Origin of the sequence: Arthrobacter vasquezii (assembly GCF_029455255.1) — a bacterium.
GTDB lineage: Bacteria > Actinomycetota > Actinomycetes > Actinomycetales > Micrococcaceae > Arthrobacter_D > Arthrobacter_D parietis.
In genome coordinates this window covers 101657-124306 of the sequence record NZ_JAROKN010000003.1, presented here as the reverse complement: position 1 = coordinate 124306, position 22650 = coordinate 101657, and the positions used below count along the sequence as shown (strand labels likewise).

The following is a 22650-nucleotide window of genomic DNA, read 5'->3' as shown; positions in this document are numbered from 1 at the left end:
CTTATGCTCCGGCCGGGTCCGGAACGGTCTCGCCCCGGATAGCCCGTGCGTGGTCCTGCAGGCTTGTGACCGACCACTCGTAGGTGCGCAGCGCCTCGATTGCCTGCACCGCCGCGTTGAACTCAGCGACGGTGGTGATGCACGGAATGCCGATCGAGGTTGCGGCAGCGCGCAGCTGGTACCCGTCGCTGCGAGCCTCCCCGCCTGAGGGCGTGTTGAAGACCATATCGATTTCACCGGCGACCACCAGGTCCGCAATGGTTCCCTCGCCCTCTGCACTGCTGCCTTCGGCGACTTTCCGGACAGGAGTGGCCTGAATGCCATTGCGGCGCAGCACATCGGCAGTGCCGCCGGTGGAGACGATCTCGAAGCCGAGATCCGAGAGTCGCTTGACACCCATGATGATCGAACGCTTGTCCCGGTTGGCCACGGAGACGAACACTTTGCCCTGGGTGGGCAGGGCGTTGTTGGCAGCGGCCTGGCTCTTGGCGAAGGCGGTATCGAAATGCTTGTCAATACCCATGACTTCACCGGTCGAACGCATCTCAGGACCCAGCAGCGAGTCAACCACTGTGCCCTCCGGCGTGCGGAAGCGGCTGAACGGAAGCACCGCCTCCTTCACGGACACCGGCGCGGATAGCGGCAGCTGTGAGCCGTCACCGTTTTCAGGCAGGATTTTATAGGCAGTCCTCAGCTGGTGGATGGTAACACCGGTGCCGATGAGCGCGGCGGCCTTCGCCATCTGGACACCCGTGGCCTTCGAGACGAACGGGACGGTACGCGAGGCGCGCGGGTTGGCTTCGAGCACGTACAGCACATCTGTTGCAAGCGCGAACTGGATGTTGATGAGACCGCGGACGCCGACGCCCTCGGCAATGGCGCGGGTTGCTTTCCGGACCCGATCCAGCACATCGGTACCCAGAGTGATCGGGGGCAGCACGCACGCGGAGTCTCCGGAGTGGATGCCGGCTTCCTCGATGTGCTCCATAATGCCGCCGAGGTACAGGTCCTTGCCGTCGTACAGCGCATCGACGTCGATCTCCACGGCATCCTCGAGGAACCGGTCAATCAGGACCGGATGGTCCGCAGTGATTTCTGTCGCGTTGGAGATATAGCGGGACAGGTTCGCCTCGTCATACACGATCTCCATGCCGCGTCCACCCAGCACGTACGACGGCCGGACCAGGACCGGATAGCCGATCTCGTCGGCAATGGCCCGGGCATCCTCAAAGGAGACTGCCGTACCGTTCTTCGGGGCTATCAGTCCGGCCTCGGCCAGGACCCGCGCAAACTCACCCCGGTGCTCAGCCAGGTCGATGGCCTCAGGCGACGTGCCGAGGATCGGGATGCCGGCATCGGCCAGCGCCTGGGCAAGCTTCAACGGCGTTTGGCCGCCTAGCTGCACAAAGACACCCATGACCCCGCCGGTCCGTTCCTCTGCGGCAATCACTTCGAGGACATCCTCCAGCGTGAGCGGCTCGAAGTAGAGTCGGGTGGAGACGTCGTAGTCCGTGGAAACGGTCTCCGGATTGCAGTTGACCATCACCGTCTCATAGCCGGCCTTGCGCAGCGCCATGGTCGCGTGGACGCACGAGTAGTCGAGTTCGATGCCCTGTCCGATGCGGTTCGGGCCGGAGCCCAGGATGATGATGGACGGCTTGGCGTGCAGGCCCACCTCGTCCTCTTCGTCGTAGGACGAATAGTGGTACGGCGTGTACGCCGCGAATTCGGCTGCGCAGGTATCTACAGTCTTGAAGACCGGCCGGATGTCGAGGGCATGACGTACGCCCCGCACCACTGCCTCCGGCGTATGCGTGAGGAGGCCAATCTGCTCGTCGGAGAAGCCGTGCCGCTTCGCCAGTCGCAGCGTGTCAGGCTTGATCCCTTCCAGGCGGACGGTCGCAGCCACCTCGTTGAGGAGGACGAGCTGGTCCAAAAACCACGGATCGATACCGGTGGCCTCATAGAGGTCTTCAATGCTCGCTCCTCCGAGGAGTGCCCGCTGCACCTGGGAGAGACGCTCCGTCGTCGGGCGCTTTGCCGCCTCGATCAGTTCGGGGACGTCGAATTCGCTGACCGGATCAAAGGTCAGCTGTGAGCCCTTTTGTTCCAGGGAGCGCAGCGCCTTCTGCAGCGCTTCGGTGAAATTTCGGCCCATCGCCATCGCCTCGCCGACGGACTTCATGGTGGTGGTCAGCGTGTTATCTGCGGCGGGGAACTTCTCGAACGCGAACCGGGGAACCTTGACCACAACGTAGTCCAGTGTCGGCTCGAAGGACGCCGGTGTCTTGCGCGTGATGTCATTCGGGATTTCGTCGAGCGTGTACCCGAGGGAGAGCTTCGTGGCGATCTTCGCGATGGCGAATCCGGTGGCCTTCGAGGCCAGGGCCGAGGACCGCGAGACGCGTGGATTCATCTCGATAACCACGACGCGACCGGTACCTGGCTCAACCGCGAACTGGATGTTGCAACCGCCCGTATCCACGCCCACTTCACGGATGACCGCGATCGAGATGTCCCGCAGGCGCTGGTACTCACGGTCGGTGAGTGTCAGGGCCGGCGCCACGGTAATGGAGTCGCCGGTATGGACCCCGACCGGGTCGAAATTCTCGATGGAACAGACGACGACGACGTTGTCCTTCTTGTCGCGCATCATTTCCAGCTCGTATTCCTTCCACCCGAGGATGCTCTCCTCAAGCAGTACCTCGCTGGTAGGGCTGTACTGCAGGCCCTGACCCACAATGCGCCGCAGGTCCTGCTCGGTGTAGGCAAGGCCGGAACCGAGACCACCCATGGTGAAGGAAGGGCGGACCACCATCGGGTATCCGAGATCCTCCGCAGCAACGAAAGCTTCCTCCAAGGAGTGAATAATGGCGGACCGGGCCGATTCCGCGCCGCAACGCTCCACGACGCCCTTGAACTTCTCGCGGTCCTCGCCGAGCTCGATCGCAGCGATGTTCGCGCCGATGAGTTCCACACCGTATTTCTCGAGTACGCCGTTCTTGTCCAGGGCGATCGCCGTGTTGAGCGCGGTCTGGCCGCCCAGCGTGGGAAGGATCGCGTCCGGACGTTCCTTCGAGATGATCTTCTCGACCACTTCCGGCGTAATCGGCTCAACGTAGGTTGCGTCGGCGAACTCCGGATCGGTCATGATCGTTGCCGGGTTGGAGTTGACCAGGATGACCCTCAGGCCCTCCTCCTTCAACACGCGGAGCGCCTGGGTGCCTGAATAGTCGAACTCGGCCGCCTGGCCGATGACGATGGGCCCCGATCCGATGACCAGGACGGAGGTGAGATCGGTTCTGCGGGGCATCTAGTTTTCTTCCTGCGCGGGGGTGGGAGCTTTGGAGACTTCGGAGGCATCAAGCTTGCCGGAGCCGTCGCCGGAGCGGGCAGCTTCGGCCATGAAGTCGATGAACCTGTCAAACAGGTACGCGGAATCATGCGGGCCGGCAGCCGCTTCCGGGTGGTACTGCACCGAGAACGCCGGCAGATCCAGGCACGCGAGGCCCTCGACGACGTCGTCATTGAGGCACACATGGCTCACCTCGACGCGGCCGAAGCGTTCCTCAGGGGCGGTAACCGGTCCCTCGAGTGGTGCGTCCACCGCGAACCCGTGGTTCTGGCTGGTGATCTCTACCTTGCCCGTACGCCGGTCGAGTACGGGCTGATTGATCCCCCGGTGCCCGTAACGCAGCTTGTACGTGCCGAAACCGAGTGCCCGGCCAAGGATCTGGTTGCCGAAACAGATACCGAAGAACGGCATCCGCGCGTCGAGAACGTGGCGCAGTAGCGAAACCTGGGCGTCCGCGGTTGACGGATCCCCCGGCCCGTTTGACATGAAGACCCCATCGGCACCGACGGCCACGACGTCGTCGTAGGTTGAATCTGCAGGCAGCACCACTGTGCGCACACCGCGCTGGGCAAAGTGCTTCGGTGTCATGGCTTTGATGCCGAGGTCCAGGGCCGCCACCGTGAACCGTGGCTCGCCGTCCCAACCGTGGTCGGAGGGCTCCACAACGTAGCGTGCGGTGGCGCTCACTTCCTCCGCGAGCCGGAACCCCTCCATGCTGCGCTGGCCTTTCACCTCGGCGAGGAGCTCAGCATCACTGCGTGCGGCGTCCGGTCCGGAGAAGATGCCGGCCTTCATAGCGCCGCGCTCGCGCAGGTGGCGGGTGATGGCACGGGTATCGACACCCTGAATACCGACGACGCCCTGTTCGGTCAGCTCGTCATCGAGGCTTTTCTCGGACCGCCAGTTGGAGGGGCGCCTCGCCGAGTCACGCACAACGTAGCCGGCCACCCAGATCCGCCGGGACTCGGCGTCGTCCCGGTTCACCCCGGTGTTGCCGATGTGCGGTGCCGTCTGCACTACGAGCTGCCGCGCGTAGGAGGGATCCGTGATGGTCTCCTGATACCCGGTCATGCCGGTAGCGAAGACTGCCTCGCCCAGAGCCGTTCCGGGCGCTCCGTAACTGCGTCCACGAAAGGAACGTCCGTCCTCCAGAATCAGAACCGCCTCTGCACCGGCGCCTGCTACTCCCGCGTGTGTTGTCACTGTATTTCCTTGCTCGTGGGGTTGGTGAGGGGGTCAGCGTCCTCAATCAGTGCGCTGATTGCGGCCAGAAGCTGAGTCTTGTCCGCGGAATACCGGGTTCGGAAGCCGGTATCAAAGGTCTGGGAATCCAGGGTCCATGACACAACCACCAAACCGTCCTTTTCAACGAATTTTCCGGCCATGCCGCGCTCGAGCCGAACGTCTGAAAGATTTTCCTTGGCGATGTACACCTCGCTATCACCGGTGCGGTCAAACAGGAGACCGTGCGCATACACGGCTGCGGTCGCTGTTGCCTTATTGCCCAAACCATGGGCTGTGACGCGGTCAAGCCAGTCACCGCCGGTGGTGGTGACCACGTATTGCCCTTCCGCAGCATAGAGCGGTGTCCCGGGATTGCCGGGAAGACCGGCAGGAGCCTGCAGCCCCTGCTGGCGCAGCTGGCGATTGCGCCAGCCAAGGGCCATCAGTCCCACCACCAGCACGATCGCAATCAGTGAGATGACGACCGCGGTTGTTGCTACGTCCACGCTTCATTCCCCTTGTGCATCGGGATGCGGTGTGTTGAGCCGCCCTTCGAGCACGGTCGGATGCCCCGCGAAGAAGGTTGCGACGACGGCGCCTGGCAACTCAAGGCCGGCGAAGGGACTGTTACGGCCCTTGGTAGCCATCTTATGGGGATCGACCGTCCACCGGGCTGCTGGATCCACCAGTGTGAGATTTGCCATCTCGCCAACCTCCAGCGGTCTTCCCTGCGTCTCCACCCTGCCGATGCGCGCAGGGAGAATGGACGTCGCATCGGCAAAACGCGACCAATCCATGAGTCCGGTCTCGATCATGCTGTGCTGCACGACGGACAGAGCAGTTTCCAGGCCCGTCATGCCCATTGCGGCCTGCGCCCATTCGCACTCCTTGTGTTCGGAGGGGTGCGGCGCGTGATCAGTGCCGACGACGTCGATGGTTCCGTCAGCCAGCGCCTCGCGGAGAGCCGTGACGTCGTCGTTCGTGCGCAGCGGCGGGTTCACCTTGTAGACGGGATCCCAGGAACGGACAAGTTCGTCGGTCAGCAACAGGTGGTGCGGCGTGACTTCTGCGGTCACCTTCACGCCGCGCTGTTTCGCCCATCGGATGATGTCAACCGACCCCGCAGTTGAAACATGGCAGACGTGGAGCCGTGAACCAACGTGCTGCGCCAGCAGGACGTCACGCGCAATAATGCTTTCCTCGGCAACCGCCGGCCAACCCGCCAGCCCGAGGACTGCAGAGACGGCGCCCTCATTCATCTGTGCGCCCTCAGTGAGCCTCGGCTCCTGCGCGTGCTGGGCGACTACGCCGTCGAACGCCTTCACGTATTCCAGTGCGCGCCGCATCAGCACCGGATCTGACACACAGATGCCGTCGTCGGAAAATACCCTGACCCTGGCACGCGACTCCGCCATCGCGCCGAGCTCCGCGAGCCTCTCCCCGGCAAGCCCGACTGTGACAGCACCAACCGGACGTACGTCTACCCAGCCGGCGCGCCTCCCAAGTGCATGAACCTGCTCAACCACGCCAGCGGTGTCTGCCACGGGCATGCTGTTGGCCATCGCGTGCACGGCTGTATAGCCCCCCAGCGCAGCTGCCCGGGTACCGGACTCCACTGTCTCCGCATCTTCGCGTCCCGGTTCCCGAAGGTGTGTGTGGATATCCACCATTCCGGGTAGCAGGATCAACCCGTCGGCATCAAGAACGACGGCGCCGGCAGCTGAAAGGGATCGCCCTCGGTCAGCTATGCGTCCATCTGAAACCAGTACGTCCACACCGGCCTCCCCCGTGGCGATGGTGGCGCCCTTGATCAGGTAGCTGGTACTCATACTGTTATTGCCTCCTGGGCGGGTGTGGGCTGCGCGGAATCATCGCCCGACAGCAGCAGGTAGAGAACGGCCATCCGGACGGATACGCCGTTGCGCACCTGGGCAAGCACGGTTGAACGGGGAGAATCAGCCGCAGCTGAGGAAATCTCGAGGCCCCGGTTCATGGGGCCCGGATGCATGATGATGGTGTCCTTGCCGGCGGAGGCCTCCAGCGCTGCCAGCCGCTCATCGTCGAAGCCCCAGGTGCGGGCGTATTCACGGGTCGAGGGGAAGAAGGCAGCGTTCATCCGCTCGCCTTGAACCCGGAGCATCATGACCGCGTGCGGACCGGTCGCCAGTACCTCGTCAAGGTCGAAGCTGACCCTGCAGGGCCAGGTATCGATACCGACGGGCAGCAGGGTCGGAGGCGCCACGAGGGTCACCTCCGCACCGAGGGTGGTGAGCAGCCAGAGGTTGGAGCGGGCTACCCGCGAGTGCAGAACGTCACCCACAATCGCGATCCGCAGCCCCCGCAGGTCTTCACCGAGGGATGGGCGTCCGGCGATCTTCGACCAGTGCCTGCGGAGTGTGAAGGCATCGAGCAGCGCCTGGGTGGGATGCTCGTGGGTTCCATCGCCCGCATTGATCACGGCGGCGTCGATCCAGTCCGAGGCAGCAAGCCGGGCGGGAGCCCCGGATGCCCAGTGCCTGATGACCACGGCATCGGCACTCATCGCCTCAAGGGTCTGCGCCGTGTCCTTGAGTGACTCGCCCTTGGAAACCGAGGAGCCCTTCGCAGCGAAGTTGATCACATCAGCGGACAGCCGCTTCGCTGCGGCTTCGAAAGAGATACGGGTCCGTGTCGAGTCCTCGAAGAAGAGATTTACGACGGTCCGTCCACGTAGCGCCGGCAGCTTCTTCACTTCCCGCTCACCGACAACCGCCATTTCTTCGGCAGTGTCGAGGATCCGGATAGCTTCCGTTCCCGTCAGGTTCTCGGTCGACAGGAGGTGCTTCATGCCGGTCCTTCAATGACTACTTCGTCGACGGAATCGATTTCGCTGATCCGCACACGAACTTTTTCTGCGGAGGAGGTGGGAAGGTTCTTTCCAACGTGATCCGCTCGAATGGGGAGCTCGCGGTGCCCGCGGTCCACCAGAACGGCCAGACGGACAATTCGGGGTCTTCCGACGTCGACGATTGCGTCAAGCGCTGCCCGGATCGTGCGGCCGGAGTAGAGCACGTCATCCACCAGCACGACAACCTTGTCGTCGATGCCGGAAGGCGGAAGCTTTGTGGGACCGGGCGGGCGGGTGGGGTGCTTGCGGAGGTCGTCACGAAACATCGTGACATCGAGGCGTCCGACCATGCGCTCGGGGTTCACGGTGGGATCGGTGCGCGCGATCTTGCGGGCGAGCCTTTGCGCGATGGGAAAACCGCGGCGGGGAATGCCCAGCAGTACGAGGTCTTCTGCGCCCTTGTTGGCTTCGAGGATTTCGTGCGCGATCCGCGTCAGGGCACGATCGATATCAGCGTCACCGAGGACCGTGCGGAACACGGAGCCTCCGGTGTGAGGGCTGGGTACACTCATGGAACGCGTCCTCCTTCTCCGCCTCACGGGACGGCCTTTAAAGGGTTGGGCTGCGCGTTCAAAACTATCACAGCCGCCCCACCGCCTATCCTGTGGGGATGAGTATGAACGCCGGGCGCCCCTACTCGGAGCCACGTCGGACGGTACAACCGGCGGCACAGCCGCCGCTGGGAATGTGGCAGCAGGTAAGTCCGGGGCCACCGATTCCGTCGCCTGCCCACCTGCCCCCCGGAATGGAATCACTTGGCAGGGAGCACTCCCGTCCGGTGCGCGCCGCCGTCGTCAATGGTTTGCTGCTCGTTTTTGCGGCCCTCATTCTTGGTGGAGTGGCGGTGCTCGTGACGGTGCAGTTGGGGGCGGCTGCACTGGTTCTGTGCGCCGCTCTTGCACTGGTGCCGCTGGCAATCTGCCTGGCCGGCATCCGCTGGGTGGACCGGTGGGACCCGGAACCGCGGGGCGCCCTGACTTTCGCTTTCCTCTGGGGAGCAGGAATGTCGGTGGCTGTCACGCTCCTGCTAGGGCCCGTCGTCACGGCGCTTTTGAGCGTAGGGCTGGAGGGAACGAGTCCCGACATCATCGGTCCTGTCTTCCAGGCTCCGCTGGTGGAAGAAGCAGCCAAGGGTCTCGGCGTACTGATTCTTGCTCTGTCCCGACGCACCCATTTTGACGGGCCGGTGGACGGGATGGTCTATGCCGGAACTGTCGCCGCGGGCTTCGCGTTCACCGAAAATATCCTCTACTTCGGATCGGCGATCACTGACCCTGCAGGGCTCGGCGGACTCATCACGGTGTTTGTGATGCGGGGACTGTTCTCACCGTTCGCCCATGTGATGTTCACCGGTGCGCTGGGAGTTGTCCTCGGGATGGTCGTCGCGAAAGGCCGTGGGAAGGGCCGGCTGCTGGGTGCGTTTGCTATCGGCCTGCTTCCCGCCATCGCCGGTCACATGCTGTGGAACGGCGGCCTGGTGGTCCTGTTCACCGACTTCTTCTCGTTCTATTTCCTGGTTCAGGTGCCGCTATTCCTCGTGGTGATCGCAGTCGTGCTTGGTTTGCGCCGCGCTGAACGGGCAGTGACATATCAGCGCCTGGCGGAGTACTCCGGTGCCGGTTGGCTCACCAATCAGGAGTTGGAAATGGTGGCGGCGCCGCGCGGTCGGTCATCGGCGATGGCGTGGGCGCGGGCCGTCGGCGCGGGTCCTGGTATGAAGCAATTCATCAACACCGGCGTCCGTCTGGCCTTTGTGCGCCAGCGTCTCCGCGCGGGCCACGCGGCCACGCATGATCCGCAACTGGAGGTCCACCTCCTACACGAACTGGACGCGGCCCGCCGCCGGATCCTCAACGCGGCGTCAGCGCGCAGGGTCTGAGTTCCCGGCGCAGACTTCCGGTCCGGGCAGCTGGAAACTACGCCAGCAGCGTGGGTTTGAGCTGCTGGAGCCTGCCCAGCAAGCCGTTGATGAACGTGGGCGACTCATCGGTCGACAACATGGTTGCCAGCTGCACAGCCTCGCTCACAGCGACGGTGTCCGGAACATCCTCGTTGTACAGCAGTTCCCAGGTGCCGACCCTGAGAATCATACGGTCCACCGCGGGCATTCGATCAAGCGTCCACCCCTGCGAATACGTGCCGAGGAACTCATCGATCTGCGTGCCGTGGGCCATCACGCCTTCGATGATCTCCACCGAGTACTCATTGATGACGGTGTCCGTTTTCTCGCGGCGTGCCTGCAGTGCTTCCAGGGGAGAAACGGACCTCTGCTCGGCCTCGAACAGGATATCCATGGCCCTGCGCCGCGCCTTGCTCCGGGCGCTCACTCGTTGACGCGTCCCAGGTACTCACCGGAGCGGGTGTCGACCTTCACTTTGGTCCCGGTTTCCAGGAAAAGGGGCACCTGGATCTCGTACCCGGTTTCAACGGTGGCCGGCTTGGTGCCGCCGGTAGAGCGATCTCCCTGCAGCCCTCGCTCTGTGTAAGTAATTTCAAGGACCACTGACGGCGGCAGTTCGAGGTAGAGCGGCGAACCCTCGTGCATGGCGATGGTCGCCATCTGGCTTTCGAGCATGAAATTTTCCGCACTGCCCACGGTAGCGCCGGGAACGGTGATCTGGTCATAGTCCGTCGTGTCCATGAACACGAAGTCGTCGCCGTCCTTGTACAGGTACTGGTAGTCGCGGCGGTCCACGGTGGCAGTTTCGATCTTGAGCCCGGCGTTGAAGGTTTTGTCGACGACCTTGCCGGACAGGATGTTGCGGAGCTTCGTACGGACAAATGCGCCGCCCTTGCCCGGCTTCACGTGCTGGAACTCAAGCACATTCCAGAGGTTTCCCTCAAGCTTGAGAACAGTGCCGTTCTTGATGTCATTCGTGGTAGCCACGGATTCTCTTTCGTCGATTCACTGATGTTTGGCTTACGTCGCAGCAGGCGCAGTACCGGACTGTTCAGGAACTGCCCGCCAAAAGACCGAAGACCAGTCTACCCTGCCCGCGGTAACCGGATCAGGAAGCGATTTCCTGGTACGCGGCGAAGAGGAGTGATGTGTCCGGGACCTCAAGAATTCCAGGCCGGGCAACGTCATCGAGCACCACGAACCGCAGCAGGTCACCCCGCGCCTTCTTGTCCCGCCGCATGCCGTCCAAAAGCGTTGCCCAGCGGTCACGCCGGTACGTCACGGGAAGGCCAAGCGTTTCCAGGATCGAGCGGTGCCTGTCTGCTGTGGCATCATCCAGGCGGCCAACCATCCGAGACAGTTCCGCTGCGAAGACGAGGCCTACCGAGACGGCGGCTCCGTGCCGCCAGGAGTAGCGTTCCGCCAGTTCGATTGCGTGCGCCAGCGTGTGCCCGTAGTTCAGGAATTCGCGCCGGCCGGACTCCTTGAGGTCCTCGGAAACCACAGCAGCCTTCACAGCGATTGAACGCTCTACGAGTTCGCGTACGGCGCCGCTGATGGGGTCCTTGACCGCTTCGGGGTCCGACTCCAGCAGCTCGAGGATTCGGGGGTCCGCAATGAATCCGCACTTCACAACCTCGGCCATGCCGGTGATCAATTCATTGGCCGGAAGTGTCTGAAGAGCGTCCAGATCGGCGAAAACTCCCGCCGGCGGATGAAAGGACCCGACCAGGTTTTTGCCCTCGGCGGTGTTGATCCCGGTCTTACCGCCAACGGCGGCGTCCACCATGCCGAGCAGGGTGGTGGGCAGGTGCACGACCTTGACCCCGCGCAGCCAGGTCGCGGCAACGAAGCCGGCGACGTCGGTGACCGCACCTCCACCGACAGCCACGATGGCATCGGACCGCGTGAAATCGTTCTGGCCGAGTACCTGCCAGCAGAATGCGGCCACCTGGATGTGCTTGCCTTCTTCGGCGTCCGGAATCTCTGCTGTGACCGCAGTGAATCCATCTCCGGCCAACTGCTCCCGAACGGTATCTCCTGTGGATCGCAGGGCGCGGGGGTGAACCACCAGGACACGCCGGACCCGCTCGCCGAGCAGCGGTGAGAGCCGGTCCAGCAGGCCATGCCCGACGACGACGTCGTAGTTCTCCGCCGCGGAACTTCCCGAGATGCGGATGGCAGTAGGTTCAGCGGTCATGGCCGTTGGTCCTTATCTTCAGTAAGAATGTGGTTTCGCAGGCGGATTTCGAGACGGTCGGCAACTGCTTCTTCGGACGCATTCCGAGTATCTATCACCGTGTCTGCCAGAGCTTCGTAGAGAGGACGGCGCTCCTGCTCAAGCCGCGCCCAGGTCTCGCCCGGGTCCTGGGCCAGCAACGGCCTGCCGGTGTCGCCGCTGAGCCGCGGCAGGACGGTCAAAAGGTCCGCGTCGAGGAAGACCACGAAAGCTGATCCAAGAAGCCGCCGCGTCCCTTCGTTGAGGACCGCTCCTCCCCCGAGGGAAATGACTGTGCCTGGTTCCGCTGCCGTGAGGACCTCAGACACGATGCCGGCCTCGAGTCGCCGGAAGCCCGGTTCGCCGACTTCAGCAAAAATGGCGGGAATCGGGCCATGGCGGTCGACGATCGCTGCGTCCGTATCGACGAATCGCCAGCCATGCCTGGAAGCGATCCGACGCCCGACGGTCGATTTTCCCGTGGCCATGAGCCCGATGAGCACCAGCGGTTTATGGGCCGCCGGATGCATCAGGGCGCAACCGAATTCAGGGACGCCGGGATACTCTCCAGGTATGAATTGACGTTGCGCTTCGTTTCCGCCACAGAATCGCCCCCGAACTTCTCCGTCACGGCTTCTGCGAGGACCAGGGCAACCATGGCTTCGGCGACTACACCCGCCGCGGGCACAGCACACACATCGGAACGCTGGTGGTGAGCCCTGGCGGCGTCACCGGTACTTACATCGATTGTCTGGAGGGCTCGCGGAACCGTTGCGATGGGTTTCATGGCTGCTCGCACGCGCAGGACATCACCGATGCTCATACCGCCCTCGATCCCGCCTGCCCTGTTGGTTGTGCGCCCGATCCGCCCGGACTGTTCCCGCACGATCTCATCATGCGCCGCCGAGCCCCGCCGCCGGGCAGTCTCGAAGCCGTCGCCCACCTCAACGCCCTTGATGGCCTGAATACCCATCAGCGCACCCGCGAGGCGGGCGTCGAGCCGGCGGTCCCAGTGGACATAGCTTCCCAGTCCGGGGGGAAGCCCGTAGGCGAGCACCTCGACCACCCCACCGAGTGTCTCCCCGTCCTTGTGGGCGGCATCCACTTCGGCCACCATTGCGGTTGAGGTTTCGCGGTCAAAGCAGCGCAGGGGATCTTCATCCAGTGCCAGGACGTCCCGGGGGCCCGGCAGTTCGGATCCTTCCGGAACGGCGACGGACGCCACACCGACGGTGTGGCTGACGAGCTCGATGCCGAGGGACGACAGGAATTGGGCTGCAACGGCGCCCAACGCTACGCGAGCGGCCGTCTCCCTTGCACTGGCGCGTTCAAGCACCGGCCGCGCCTCATCGAAACCATACTTCTGCATGCCGGTGAAATCCGCGTGGCCGGGCCGGGGCCGGGTTAGAGGTGCGTTACGCGCGGATTCCTGCAGTACTCCTGCATCCACCGGATCCGCCGACATGACCTGTTCCCACTTGGGCCATTCGGTGTTTCCCACCTCGATGGCCACCGGGCCACCCTGGGTCAGTCCGTGGCGGACTCCCCCGACAATCCGCACTTCGTCCTGTTCGAATTTCATGCGGGCGCCGCGGCCATAGCCGAGCCGGCGACGGGCCAGAGCGGACTGGATAGCCTCACTGGTGATCTCAACGCCCGCGGGCATTCCCTCGATGATTCCGACCAGAGCAGGGCCGTGGGATTCCCCGGCCGTCAACCAACGCAACATACGTCCATCCTGCCACGGCCCAAGGGCGCCGCTAGCGCCGGGGCGCCCCCACCGCGTCACACATCACATTTATGACAGCGGACTCCTCTCGAAAGGCATCCCCGGCGAAGAGTTTCACCTGCTCCACAGCCTGGTAGAGGAGCATCTCAAGGCCTGGAACAATGACGCCGCCAAGCGAGGACCACGCCCGGGCCAGGGCGCTGGGCCAAGGGTCGTAGGCCACGTCGAGAAGTACGCGAGGGTCGGAGTCACTCCGCAGTCCAGCATCGTCTCGCGCTGCTGCCGCACCCAGTGCGCCGGCAAGCTCATCCGCCCCGTGCGGCGGCAGCGTAGAGATCACCAGCGACGAGCTTCCGCAGAGCTCTGCGGCTTCGCTGAACCCGCTGAGCTTCACGGCGATACCGAGCCGCCGACCGAGTTCAGCCAGGGATTCTGCCTTCTGCGGTGATCTGGCGCAGATCTGCGCCCGCTCGACTCCCATGCGTGCCAGCGCAGCGACAGCCGCTGAGGCCGTCCCGCCGCCACCGAGCACCAGGGCCTCCTTCGGGGACCCGGCGCCGGCGTGGCGTACCGCACGGACGATCCCGTCGATGTCGGTGTTGTAGCCGATCAGACGCCGCTGTTGGCCCGCCCCAACAGCGCGCACGGTATTGATTACCCCGAGTTCAGCGACCCCTGGCCCAAGCTCATCCATAAGCGGCAGGGAAGCAGCCTTGTGAGGCATGGTGACAGACAGCCCGCGCCAGGCAGGATTCGCCCTGACCTCAGCCACCCTGTCCTTGAGCGAATCCGGCGAAGTGTCGATTGCCGTGTAACTGCAGTCAAGACCCAGGAAGGCGTAGGCAGCGCTGTGAAGGAGCGGTGATTTCGAATGCGCGATGGGTTGGCCGATAACGCCGGCCCGGTACTGGGCCGGCGTCTGATCGGGAACCACCTATTCGCACCTTCCGACATTGTCAGCGCACCACGCCTGGTACTCCGCGACATACCGTGCATGTTCGGCAAGCGTTTCCGAGAACTTGGTTTCTCCGGAGTCCAGGTTGACGGTTACCCAGTAGTAGTAGGGCACATCGGCTGGGTTGACCGCAGCCTCGATCGCTTCCGCGCTGGGTGACCCGATAGGACCGACAGGCAGTCCCTCGTTGGCGTACGTGTTGTAGGGGTTCGAGGTGTCGGCCTTTTCCTCAGGCGTCAGGTTGTAGCTCTTGCGTCCAAGCCCATAGGTCACGGTCGCATCAGACTGGATCAGACCGTTTGTCTCCGTATTGTCCGGACCCAGTCGGTTCATGATGGCGCCGGCTACCTGCGCGTAATCGGCCTGGCCGGCCTCGGCCTGGACGATGCTCGCGATAGTCAGGATGCGGTACTGCTCGGCTGGGTCGGTGACTCCTGCATCCTCAAGGGCCGCCTTGGTGTTGTCGACCATCTGTTGGATCACTTCAGTGGCGGTTACATCAAGATCGAAGCGGTACTCGCCGGGATAGAGATACCCTTCCAGGCTGGGTGACTGTTCGGGAATGCCGAACTGTGTTGGATCCTCGGCTAACGCCTCAAATTCCTCACGCGGTATCCCGGTTGACTCGGCCAGGATGTCGAAGACCTCGTTCTGCCTCAAATCCCTGGCCACGGCAGCATAGTGCACCTTGGAATCAGCGTCTGCAAGCAGCGCTTTCGCTGCTTCCTCGGAACTCATCTGGTATTTCAACTCGTAGTCGCCGGGCTGGATCACGCGACCGTCGGCAACAGAGGAAAAAGCGTTGAGGAATTCGTCTGCGCTGGCAACGATGTCCTGCTGCTCCAGACTGTTACCGACGAGCAGCGGTCCGGCGCCGGCGTCGACTGTAAAGGTCACCGACCCCGTTCCCGGGCCCGCGTAATCAGTAACTTCCCCTACACCGAGGAGGCTCCTGAGGAACATGGCGACGGCGACCACTACTCCGACGAATCCAAGGACGACCACCAGCATGACGATGGTCCTGCGCCTCCGGCGGCGCTGGCGCGCTTTGGAGGGCCGGCGGTTGCGGCGGGACGGGAGGTCTGCTTCGAAAAACTGCTCGACTGGCTCGGGGTGCACCGGGTAATGCTCCTCGAAATGATCGTCGGGGTGCTGTTCAGCTCCGTGGTCTGCTGCCGGGAAAGGAGGATGACGATGGCTCACTGCTCCTCTTTCCTCCCACTGTAGGTTTGCGAAATGTCTGACTCCTCAGATGAGGCCGACGGCGGATCAAGACTTCGCCGCCGGTCCTGAACGACCGGCTCCCCCACATCCCGCTCAAGGTTACGTTGCATGTCGATGGCATGTTGAAGGATCTCCACGGCTGCCACCTGATCTACTACCTTACGGTGTTGACGACTGTTCAAGCCAGCCTGCCGAAGCGACCTATGGGCCGAAACGGAGGAGAGCCGCTCGTCGATCAATCGCACCGGCACGTCCATGTGGGCTTCGGAGATCATGCCGGCAAGGGTCGCCGCGTAACTGCGTGCCATGGCCGTTGACGCGGACTCGGTCCCGCTCAGGTTGCGTGGCAGCCCAACGAATACTTCAACGGCTGCCAGCTCCACAATGTTCCTGAGAAGCAGGCGCAAGTCCCTGTTCTTCCGCGAATCCCGATTGAGAGTGCAGACGGGCGTGGCGATCAGACCGTCTCTGTCACTGGCCGCAACTCCCACGCGAACCATGCCGACGTCCACGCCGATCTTGACCCCTCGAGGGTACTCTCCGGATGCCACGATGGAAGGAGGTCCTGCTACCTGGCCGCCACGGCGGCGCGGATGGACTCCAGCGCCGACTGAACCTTAGCCGGATCGGATCCGCCGCCCTGCGCCATGTCGTCCTTGCCGCCGCCCCCGCCGCCGAGGATACCTGCAGCGGTACGCACGAGCGCACCGGCCTTCACCCCTGCTGCGCGTGCTTCCTCGTTGGTGACGACGAGGACCACCGGACGGTCCTTGCTGACTCCGGCCACAGCAACCGCAGCGGCTCCTGAGCCGAGGCGTCCCCGCAAATCGAGCGCGAGATTGCGGAGATCGTCCGCACTGCCGACGGTGCCGGCGTCGTGGATGATTAAGCGCACGCCGGCAAGGTCCTGGGCGGTAGCGACGAGCGAGGCGGCGGCGTTCGACAGCTGTTCCTTCCTCAGGCGCTCCAGTTCCTTCTCGGCTGCTTTGAGCCGGTTCAGGGTTGCGCCGAGGCGCTCCGGAAGCTGCGGGGAGGGCACCTTCAACATTTCCGAGAGCTCGGTAACCAGAGCGCGCTCAGCGGCAGCGTGCCGGAAAGCGTCCATGCCGACGAGGGCCTCGACACGGCGGTTGCCGGATCCCACCGACTGGTCCCCGAGCAGTGTCAACGTACCGATGAGCGACGTTGAGTCGACGTGGGTGCCGCCGCACAATTCGCGCGACCACTCGCCATTGATTTCGACGACGCGCACCCTGTCTCCGTATGCCTCCCCGAACAGCGCCGTTGCGCCTAGTGCCTTGGCTTCATCGAGGCCCATCACCTTCGTTTCGACGGTGTGGTTGCTGCGGATAGCGAGGTTCGAGACTTCTTCGATCTCAGAGCGGGCTGCCGTGCTGATGCCCTCTCCCCAGGAGAAGTCGAACCGCAAGTATCCGGCCTTGTTGAACGAACCGCGCTGCAGCGCGTCGGGGCCGAGGACCTGGTGGAGCGCAGCGTGGACAATATGTGTTCCCGAGTGTGCCTGTTCACCCGCATGGCGACGTTGACGGTCCACGGCTGCGGTAACAGGCGCACCCTGCGTGATTTCGCCCTCGCGGACAAGCGCACGGTGAACGTTCAATCCCTTGATTGGCCTCTGGACGTCCGTGACCTCCACGGTGAAGCCGTTCCCCGTGATCAGGCCGACATCCGCGGCCTGTCCACCGGCCTCGGCGTAGAACGGGGTCCGGTCGAGGATCAGTTCGATTTCCTCGCCCTGACGCGCGGCGGGAATTGACGCTCCGTTGCTGATGATGCCCCGCACCACAGCCTCACTGGTCAATTCGTCGTACCCGGTGAATACCGTCTCACCAGTTGTGAGCAGCTCGTTGAAAACCGTCATGTCAGCGTGCCCGGCCTTCTTGCCGCGCGCGTCAGCCTGCGCCCGCTCGCGCTGCTCGAGCATCAGTGCGCGGAACCCTTCGGCGTCGACTTTCACGCCGGCTTCCTCAGCCATTTCAAGGGTGAGATCGATGGGGAACCCGTAGGTGTCATGCAGGCTGAATGCGTCCTCGCCGGACAGGTTCCGGCCCGCGCTCTTTGACTCGCGGACGGCTTCCTCGAGGCGGGCCGTGCCGGAAGCGATGGTGCGCAGGAACGCCTTCTCTTCCGCATAGGCGATCCGGCTGATGCGTTCGAAGTCCCGCTCGACCTCCGGGTAGACACCCTTCATGGCGTCCCGGGAAACGGGCAGGAGCTCCGGCAGACACGCCTTCTCAACCCCCAGCAGGCGCATCGCCCTCACCGCCCGGCGTATCAGCCGTCGAAGGACGTAGCCCCTGCCTTCATTGGACGGCGTCACACCGTCGGTGATCAGCATCAGGGCTGAACGGATGTGGTCGGCCACGACACGCATCCGCACGTCGTCCTGGTGGTGCGGGTCGTCGTCGGATTCTGCACTGGTGTACTCGCGGCCGGACAGTTCCGCAGCCTTGTCCAATACAGGGCGAACCTGATCGGTCTCGTACATGTTTTCTACGCCCTGCAGCACCATTGCCAGGCGCTCCAGGCCCAGGCCGGTGTCGATATTCTTCTTGGGCAGTTCACCCGCGATGTCGAAATCATCCTTGCTGCGCACGGCCGAGAGCCGGTACTGCATGAACACGAGGTTCCAGATTTCGATGTAACGGTCTTCGTCCGCCTCCGGTCCGCCGTCCCTGCCGTACTCCGGCCCGCGGTCGTAGAAGATTTCAGAGCACGGCCCGCCGGGGCCAGGCTGGCCGGTGTTCCAGTAGTTGTCTTTCTTCCCCATCTTCTGGATTCGTCCGGCTGGGAATCCCACTTCGTCCCGCCAGATGGCCAGGGCCTCGTCGTCGTCCTGGTACACCGTGACCCACAACCGGTCGGCAGCCAGTCCAAAGCCGCCGTCTTCCACACTGCTTGTCAGCAGCTCCCACGCCATGCGTATGGCGTTCTGCTTGAAGTAGTCGCCGAAGGAGAAGTTTCCGCACATCTGAAAGAACGTGCCGTGCCTGGCGGTCTTGCCCACTTCCTCAATGTCCGCGGTACGGATGCACTTCTGGATGCTCGTCGCTCGGTTGTAGGGTGGCACCTCGCGTGCAGTCAGGTAGGGAATGAAGGGAACCATACCGGCAACAGTGAACAGCAGTGACGGGTCGCTGGACACCAGGGAGGCCGACGGCACGCGGGTGTGTCCCTGGCGTTCAAAGTAGTCGAGCCAGCGGCGGGCGATCTCTTGGGACTTCATGGGAATCCTTCGGTGTTGCGCGCGGACGGGCGCAGCGGCGGTTTCGGGTGATTCAGGGATCAGGAACGGTGCTCGGTATCAACGCCTAGCGCAGCACGCAGATCGGTCTCGCGCTCCAGCATTCCCTGCCGGAATACGTCGGCGAAGTCGGCGACGCTGTCAGTCAGCTGCGCGACAGCACGGTTCAGTCCCTCGGGACCGACAGCCGACTTCATCGCAGATACCTTGCGTACCGCTATGACCCCGATAGCGGCACCTGCCGCGAGCCAGAAAACCCTCTTGATCATCAAGAATTCCTCGTCTGTTGTAAGTGCGTCTTGTAGGTGAGGTATCGATCAACGACTACGACGGCGGGAGGCCGGCTTCCGTCTTGAGGCGAATGCGTTGCGCACCCCGTAGGAGAACGCCGCCACCTTGATGAGCGGGGATCCCACTGTGGCTGCGACCAGCGACGACAGCGCGGAGATGTTGGCCGAGGCGTCCGACACATTTGAGGTGATCCCGTCAACGTTCTTCAACTGTTGATGGGTTGTCGACACCGTGCTGGTGACCTCATCGATGAGCGGAGTGGTGCCCTCGCTCACGGACCGGATGGCCTGGCGAAGCTCATCGAAAACCTTGCCAAGCTTCCACACCGGGATGGCAAGCAGCGCGACCAGGATCGCAAAGACTCCGGCGGCAATCAGCCCGGCGATATCTCCACCTGACATTCGTGAACAACTCCTTAGTCCTCGCGCAGAGCGGGCAGGCGCCCGCGATTCCCTATGTACCTTACCTACTCAAGAGCCCGCGGCGTGCGCCGCGGGCTCTTGGGTAACTGATGTTCAGTTGTACTGCCGACACGCCGAATTCGGCGTTGGATCAGCGGGCGTAGTATTCCACCACGAGCTGCTCTTCACAGGTCACAGGGACCTCCGAGCGCTTGGGGCGGCGGACCAGGCGGGCCTGGAGCTTCTCAATCTGAACGTCAAGATACGCGGGAACTGCCGGAAGCACATCGCGGTGAGCGCCTGCTGCGGCAACCTGCAGCGGAACCATGGTCTCGCTGCGGCTGTGCACGTGGATGAGCTGTCCTTCCTTGACGCGGAACGACGGACGGTCCACGCGTGCACCGTCGACCATGATGTGACGGTGAACCACGAGCTGGCGTGCCTGGGCGCTGGTGCGTGCGAAACCCGCACGCAGCACAAGTGCGTCAAGGCGCATTTCGAGCAGTTCGATGAGGTTCTCACCGGTCAGGCCAGCTGTACGGCGGGCCTCTTCGAAGACGCGGGCCATCTGCGCTTCGCGGATACCGTACTGCGCGCGCAGACGCTGCTTTTCGCGCAGGCGTACTGCGTAGTCGCTGTCCTGCTTGCGGCGGGAGCGGCCGTGCTGTCCCGGTGCGTACGGACGACGCTCCAGGTACTTCTCGGCCTTCGGGGTCAGAGCAATGCCGAGGGCCCGCGAGATGCGGACCTTGCGGCGGGCACGTGTGTTGTTAGCCACGTTTACCTTTCACTGTTTTGCGGCGAAGCAGCTCACGACGGCGAACGCCGCGAGCTCTTTGGTGTCGCTGGCCTCCACGTTCGGAGAGCCGGAAGGGGCCGCTTTTCCGGTACTACAGTCCGCGGGTTCTCACTGGTGCTGCTGCCCAAGGGATCTGAGAAAATTCAGATCTGCGGGTAGCGGGCATGGATGAGCCGCGACTTGCCAGTCAACGCACTATCCTAGCAGTGCTCAGCGGTTCCGAATAATGGCGCGAAGTTTCTCCAGCCGCGCGGAAACTGTCCGTTCGGTACCCCGGTCAGTCGGAACGTAGTAGTCGGTGCCCACGAGGTCATCCGGTGCATACTGCTGGCTCGCGATTCCATGGGGTTCATCATGTGAATAAACGTACCCTTTCCCGTGGCCCAGTTGCCGTGCGCCGGGATAGTGGGCGTCCCGAAGGTGCGCGGGTATGCCCTGCCCCTTTCCCGCCCGAACATCGGCGATAGCCCGATTGATTCCGTTGTAGGCGGCGTTTGACTTCGGTGCGGTGGCAATATGCACGACAGCTTCCGCGAGGATGATGCGGCCCTCCGGCATTCCAATCAGCTGAACGGCCTGTGCCGCTGCAACCGCTGTCTGGAGCGCAGTGGGATCTGCCATCCCGACGTCCTCCGCCGCGGAGATCATCAGTCTGCGTGCCACGAAGCGGGGGTCTTCGCCGGATTCCAGCATGCGGGCCAGGTAGTGCAGCGCGGCATCCACATCTGAACCGCGCAGGGACTTGATGAAGGCGCTGACCACGTCATAGTGCTGGTCCCCTGCGCGGTCATAGCGCAAGGCAGCGACGTCAACAGCTTTTTCGGCATGCTGGAGCGTGATGCGGACAGGTCCAGGGTGGGCTCCTTCGCTCGCCGATGCCTCTTCCGCTTCCTCGTCTTCATCCTCGTCCGGTCCCTGTTCCGATACCGCGGAGCATGCGACGCCGGCAGCTGCCTCAAGTGCCGTCAGTCCCCGACGGGCATCGCCGGCGGCTAACCTCACCAGGTGCGCCAGCGCATCCTCCTCGAGCGCGACTTCTCCTGCCAGGCCGCGCGGGTCCTCCACGGCGCGTTGCAGCAGTGCACTGATGTCCTCTTCAGTGAGCGGCTTCAGCGTCTGCAGAAGGGAACGGGACAGCAGCGGGGAGACAACCGAGAACGACGGGTTCTCCGTAGTGGCCGCAATGAGTACTACCCAGCCGTTCTCGACGCCGGGCAACAGCGCATCCTGCTGCGCCTTATTGAAACGGTGGATCTCATCCAGAAAAAGAACTGTTGTGATGCGGTGCAGGTCCCGGTTGGACAGGGCTTCATCCATCACCCGGCGGACGTCCTTGACGCCTGCGGTTATTGCAGACAGTTCGACGAATTTGCGGCCCTGACCGCGCGCAATGACATGCGCCAGCGTGGTCTTTCCTGTACCGGGCGGCCCCCAAAGGATGACGGACGTTGGAGCTCCCGTGCGTGCGGCCGGCTCCCCTGCCGCCAAGGTCCGAAGCGGAGACCCCACACCGAGGAGGTGCTGCTGCCCAACCACTTCATCGACCGTGCGCGGGCGCATCCGCACCGGCAGCGGGCTGCGTGGCCGGTTGCGTTCCGTCCCCGAGGCGGTAGCCGGCTCGCCATAGCCGTCGGAGTCGAGGCTGAATAGGTCGTTCACAGTGCCAAGGCTACTGTGAACCTCTGACACCCAATGCCCACAGGTCCGAAAGGAAGCGACGTGCAGGACAAACGGTCGGTGCTGGTCACGCCCGAGCGCCTGGCCGGCTGGGTGCAGCGCTTCGGCGAGCGAAACGGAACTTTCTCTGCAGAACACGCCGATCGCAAGGCCGGCGTTGTGGTCCTGCGGGCCGCAAATGGGTGCAGGGCCGAGATCGCCGCTCCCCTTGCTGTTCTCAGCCGGAGTGAGGTCTTCAGTGAACCGATGCCGTCCGAGCCGCAGCCGGCGATTGAAGCACTGATCCGGGTTTCGTCGGTTCCAGTCACCGTAGGTGTGCTCCTGATCCGGCGCGGCGGCTACGGCGTCGGGATTGCAAGGGAGGGAGCCCTCATCGCTTCGAAGAACGGCACCCGCTATGTCCAGTCACGTACCGCCGCCGGCGGCTGGTCCCAGCAGCGGTTCGCCCGGCGAAGGGCCAACCAGGCTGATGCACTGGTCGATACCGCAGCAGAGCGGGCGGCTGTCCTCTTCGACGCGGACCATCCTGCCTGCCTACAGCCGGGCGGCGACGCAAAGCTTTTCTCCGAGTGCCTTGGGCACGCGAGACTGGCTGCCTACCGCAGTCTCCCCCGCCTGCCTCTCCTGCCCGTACCCGACCCACGCCAGGACGTGCTCCGCCAGGCGGCTGCCGACACGCGGGCGCTGCGTATCACCCTGACCGGCATACCGCCGGCCTAAGCCCT

21 protein-coding genes are annotated in these 22650 nt (G+C 63.6%); 2 read left to right on the top strand and 19 right to left on the bottom strand.

Annotation, left to right across the window (positions count from 1 at the left end; all coding sequences use genetic code 11):
- Nucleotide 1 precedes the first annotated feature (1 nt).
- From carB to pyrR, 6 genes are read right to left on the bottom strand one after another with little or no spacing between them, the layout of a single operon-like run.
- Nucleotides 2–3313, bottom strand: a complete 3312-nt coding sequence (gene carB, locus P4U43_RS02620) for a carbamoyl-phosphate synthase large subunit (RefSeq protein WP_277357317.1) — start codon at nucleotides 3311–3313, stop codon at nucleotides 2–4.
- Nucleotides 3314–4558: a glutamine-hydrolyzing carbamoyl-phosphate synthase small subunit gene (gene carA / locus P4U43_RS02615; RefSeq protein WP_277357316.1), complete on the bottom strand. Its 1245-nt coding sequence runs from the start codon at nucleotides 4556–4558 to the stop codon at nucleotides 3314–3316.
- Nucleotides 4555–5085, bottom strand: coding sequence for a PH-like domain-containing protein (locus P4U43_RS02610; protein ID WP_277357315.1), 531 nt, complete (start codon nucleotides 5083–5085; stop codon nucleotides 4555–4557). The genes carA and P4U43_RS02610 overlap by 4 nt, the downstream gene beginning before the upstream one ends.
- Before the next feature lie 3 nt (nucleotides 5086–5088).
- Nucleotides 5089–6408, bottom strand: a complete 1320-nt coding sequence (locus P4U43_RS02605; protein WP_277357314.1) for a dihydroorotase — start codon at nucleotides 6406–6408, stop codon at nucleotides 5089–5091.
- Nucleotides 6405–7406 carry an aspartate carbamoyltransferase catalytic subunit gene (locus tag P4U43_RS02600; protein WP_277357313.1) on the bottom strand — a complete coding sequence of 334 codons (1002 nt, stop codon included), beginning with the start codon at nucleotides 7404–7406 and terminating at the stop codon, nucleotides 6405–6407. The genes P4U43_RS02605 and P4U43_RS02600 overlap by 4 nt, the downstream gene beginning before the upstream one ends.
- Complete coding sequence (gene pyrR, locus P4U43_RS02595; RefSeq protein WP_277357312.1) at nucleotides 7403–7978, bottom strand: bifunctional pyr operon transcriptional regulator/uracil phosphoribosyltransferase PyrR; 576 nt, start codon at nucleotides 7976–7978, stop codon at nucleotides 7403–7405. The genes P4U43_RS02600 and pyrR overlap by 4 nt, the downstream gene beginning before the upstream one ends.
- 98 nt (nucleotides 7979–8076) lie before the next feature.
- Here pyrR and P4U43_RS02590 point away from each other — a divergent pair, with 98 nt between their 5' ends.
- Nucleotides 8077–9345, top strand: a complete 1269-nt coding sequence (locus tag P4U43_RS02590) for a PrsW family intramembrane metalloprotease (protein ID WP_277357311.1) — start codon at nucleotides 8077–8079, stop codon at nucleotides 9343–9345.
- 37 nt (nucleotides 9346–9382) lie between these two features.
- Here the strand turns inward: P4U43_RS02590 and nusB are convergent, their stop codons facing one another.
- The 13 genes from nusB to P4U43_RS02525 all read right to left on the bottom strand — a co-directional run bounded on the left by nusB (nucleotide 9383) and on the right by P4U43_RS02525 (nucleotide 21907).
- Complete coding sequence (gene nusB / locus P4U43_RS02585; protein WP_204536095.1) at nucleotides 9383–9793, bottom strand: transcription antitermination factor NusB; 411 nt, start codon at nucleotides 9791–9793, stop codon at nucleotides 9383–9385.
- Nucleotides 9790–10353, bottom strand: a complete 564-nt coding sequence (gene efp / locus P4U43_RS02580) for an elongation factor P (protein ID WP_056549427.1) — start codon at nucleotides 10351–10353, stop codon at nucleotides 9790–9792. Before efp ends, nusB begins: the two co-directional genes overlap by 4 nt.
- Before the next feature lie 121 nt (nucleotides 10354–10474).
- Nucleotides 10475–11566: a 3-dehydroquinate synthase gene (gene aroB / locus P4U43_RS02575; RefSeq protein WP_277357310.1), complete on the bottom strand. Its 1092-nt coding sequence runs from the start codon at nucleotides 11564–11566 to the stop codon at nucleotides 10475–10477.
- Complete coding sequence (locus tag P4U43_RS02570) at nucleotides 11563–12087, bottom strand: shikimate kinase (protein WP_277357309.1); 525 nt, start codon at nucleotides 12085–12087, stop codon at nucleotides 11563–11565. The genes aroB and P4U43_RS02570 overlap by 4 nt, the downstream gene beginning before the upstream one ends.
- A gap of 26 nt (nucleotides 12088–12113) precedes the next feature.
- Entirely contained in the window at nucleotides 12114–13313 is a 1200-nt protein-coding gene (aroC, locus tag P4U43_RS02565; protein WP_277357308.1) for a chorismate synthase, read from the bottom strand.
- 31 nt (nucleotides 13314–13344) lie between these two features.
- On the bottom strand, nucleotides 13345–14247 hold the full coding sequence (locus tag P4U43_RS02560) for a shikimate dehydrogenase family protein (RefSeq protein WP_277357307.1): 903 nt from the start codon (nucleotides 14245–14247) through the stop codon (nucleotides 13345–13347).
- Complete coding sequence (mltG, locus tag P4U43_RS02555; RefSeq protein WP_056549416.1) at nucleotides 14248–15471, bottom strand: endolytic transglycosylase MltG; 1224 nt, start codon at nucleotides 15469–15471, stop codon at nucleotides 14248–14250. It abuts the gene before it with no gap.
- The gene (gene ruvX, locus P4U43_RS02550) at nucleotides 15468–16043 is read right to left on the bottom strand and encodes a Holliday junction resolvase RuvX (RefSeq protein WP_277357306.1); all 576 of its coding nucleotides are present in this window, start codon (nucleotides 16041–16043) and stop codon (nucleotides 15468–15470) included. Before ruvX ends, mltG begins: the two co-directional genes overlap by 4 nt.
- Before the next feature lie 17 nt (nucleotides 16044–16060).
- Complete coding sequence (gene alaS / locus P4U43_RS02545; protein WP_277357305.1) at nucleotides 16061–18739, bottom strand: alanine--tRNA ligase; 2679 nt, start codon at nucleotides 18737–18739, stop codon at nucleotides 16061–16063.
- Nucleotides 18740–18798: 59 nt separating this feature from the next.
- Nucleotides 18799–19026, bottom strand: a complete 228-nt coding sequence (locus P4U43_RS02540) for a hypothetical protein (RefSeq protein WP_056549412.1) — start codon at nucleotides 19024–19026, stop codon at nucleotides 18799–18801.
- A 48-nt stretch (nucleotides 19027–19074) separates the two neighbouring features.
- Nucleotides 19075–19449, bottom strand: coding sequence for a DUF948 domain-containing protein (locus tag P4U43_RS02535; RefSeq protein WP_056549411.1), 375 nt, complete (start codon nucleotides 19447–19449; stop codon nucleotides 19075–19077).
- A gap of 151 nt (nucleotides 19450–19600) precedes the next feature.
- Nucleotides 19601–20227, bottom strand: a complete 627-nt coding sequence (gene rpsD, locus P4U43_RS02530; protein WP_056549410.1) for a 30S ribosomal protein S4 — start codon at nucleotides 20225–20227, stop codon at nucleotides 19601–19603.
- A gap of 231 nt (nucleotides 20228–20458) precedes the next feature.
- The gene (locus P4U43_RS02525) at nucleotides 20459–21907 is read right to left on the bottom strand and encodes a replication-associated recombination protein A (protein WP_056549409.1); all 1449 of its coding nucleotides are present in this window, start codon (nucleotides 21905–21907) and stop codon (nucleotides 20459–20461) included.
- Nucleotides 21908–21967: 60 nt separating this feature from the next.
- Here P4U43_RS02525 and P4U43_RS02520 point away from each other — a divergent pair, with 60 nt between their 5' ends.
- Complete coding sequence (locus P4U43_RS02520) at nucleotides 21968–22645, top strand: acVLRF1 family peptidyl-tRNA hydrolase (protein WP_277357304.1); 678 nt, start codon at nucleotides 21968–21970, stop codon at nucleotides 22643–22645.
- Nucleotides 22646–22650: the final 5 nt, after the last annotated feature.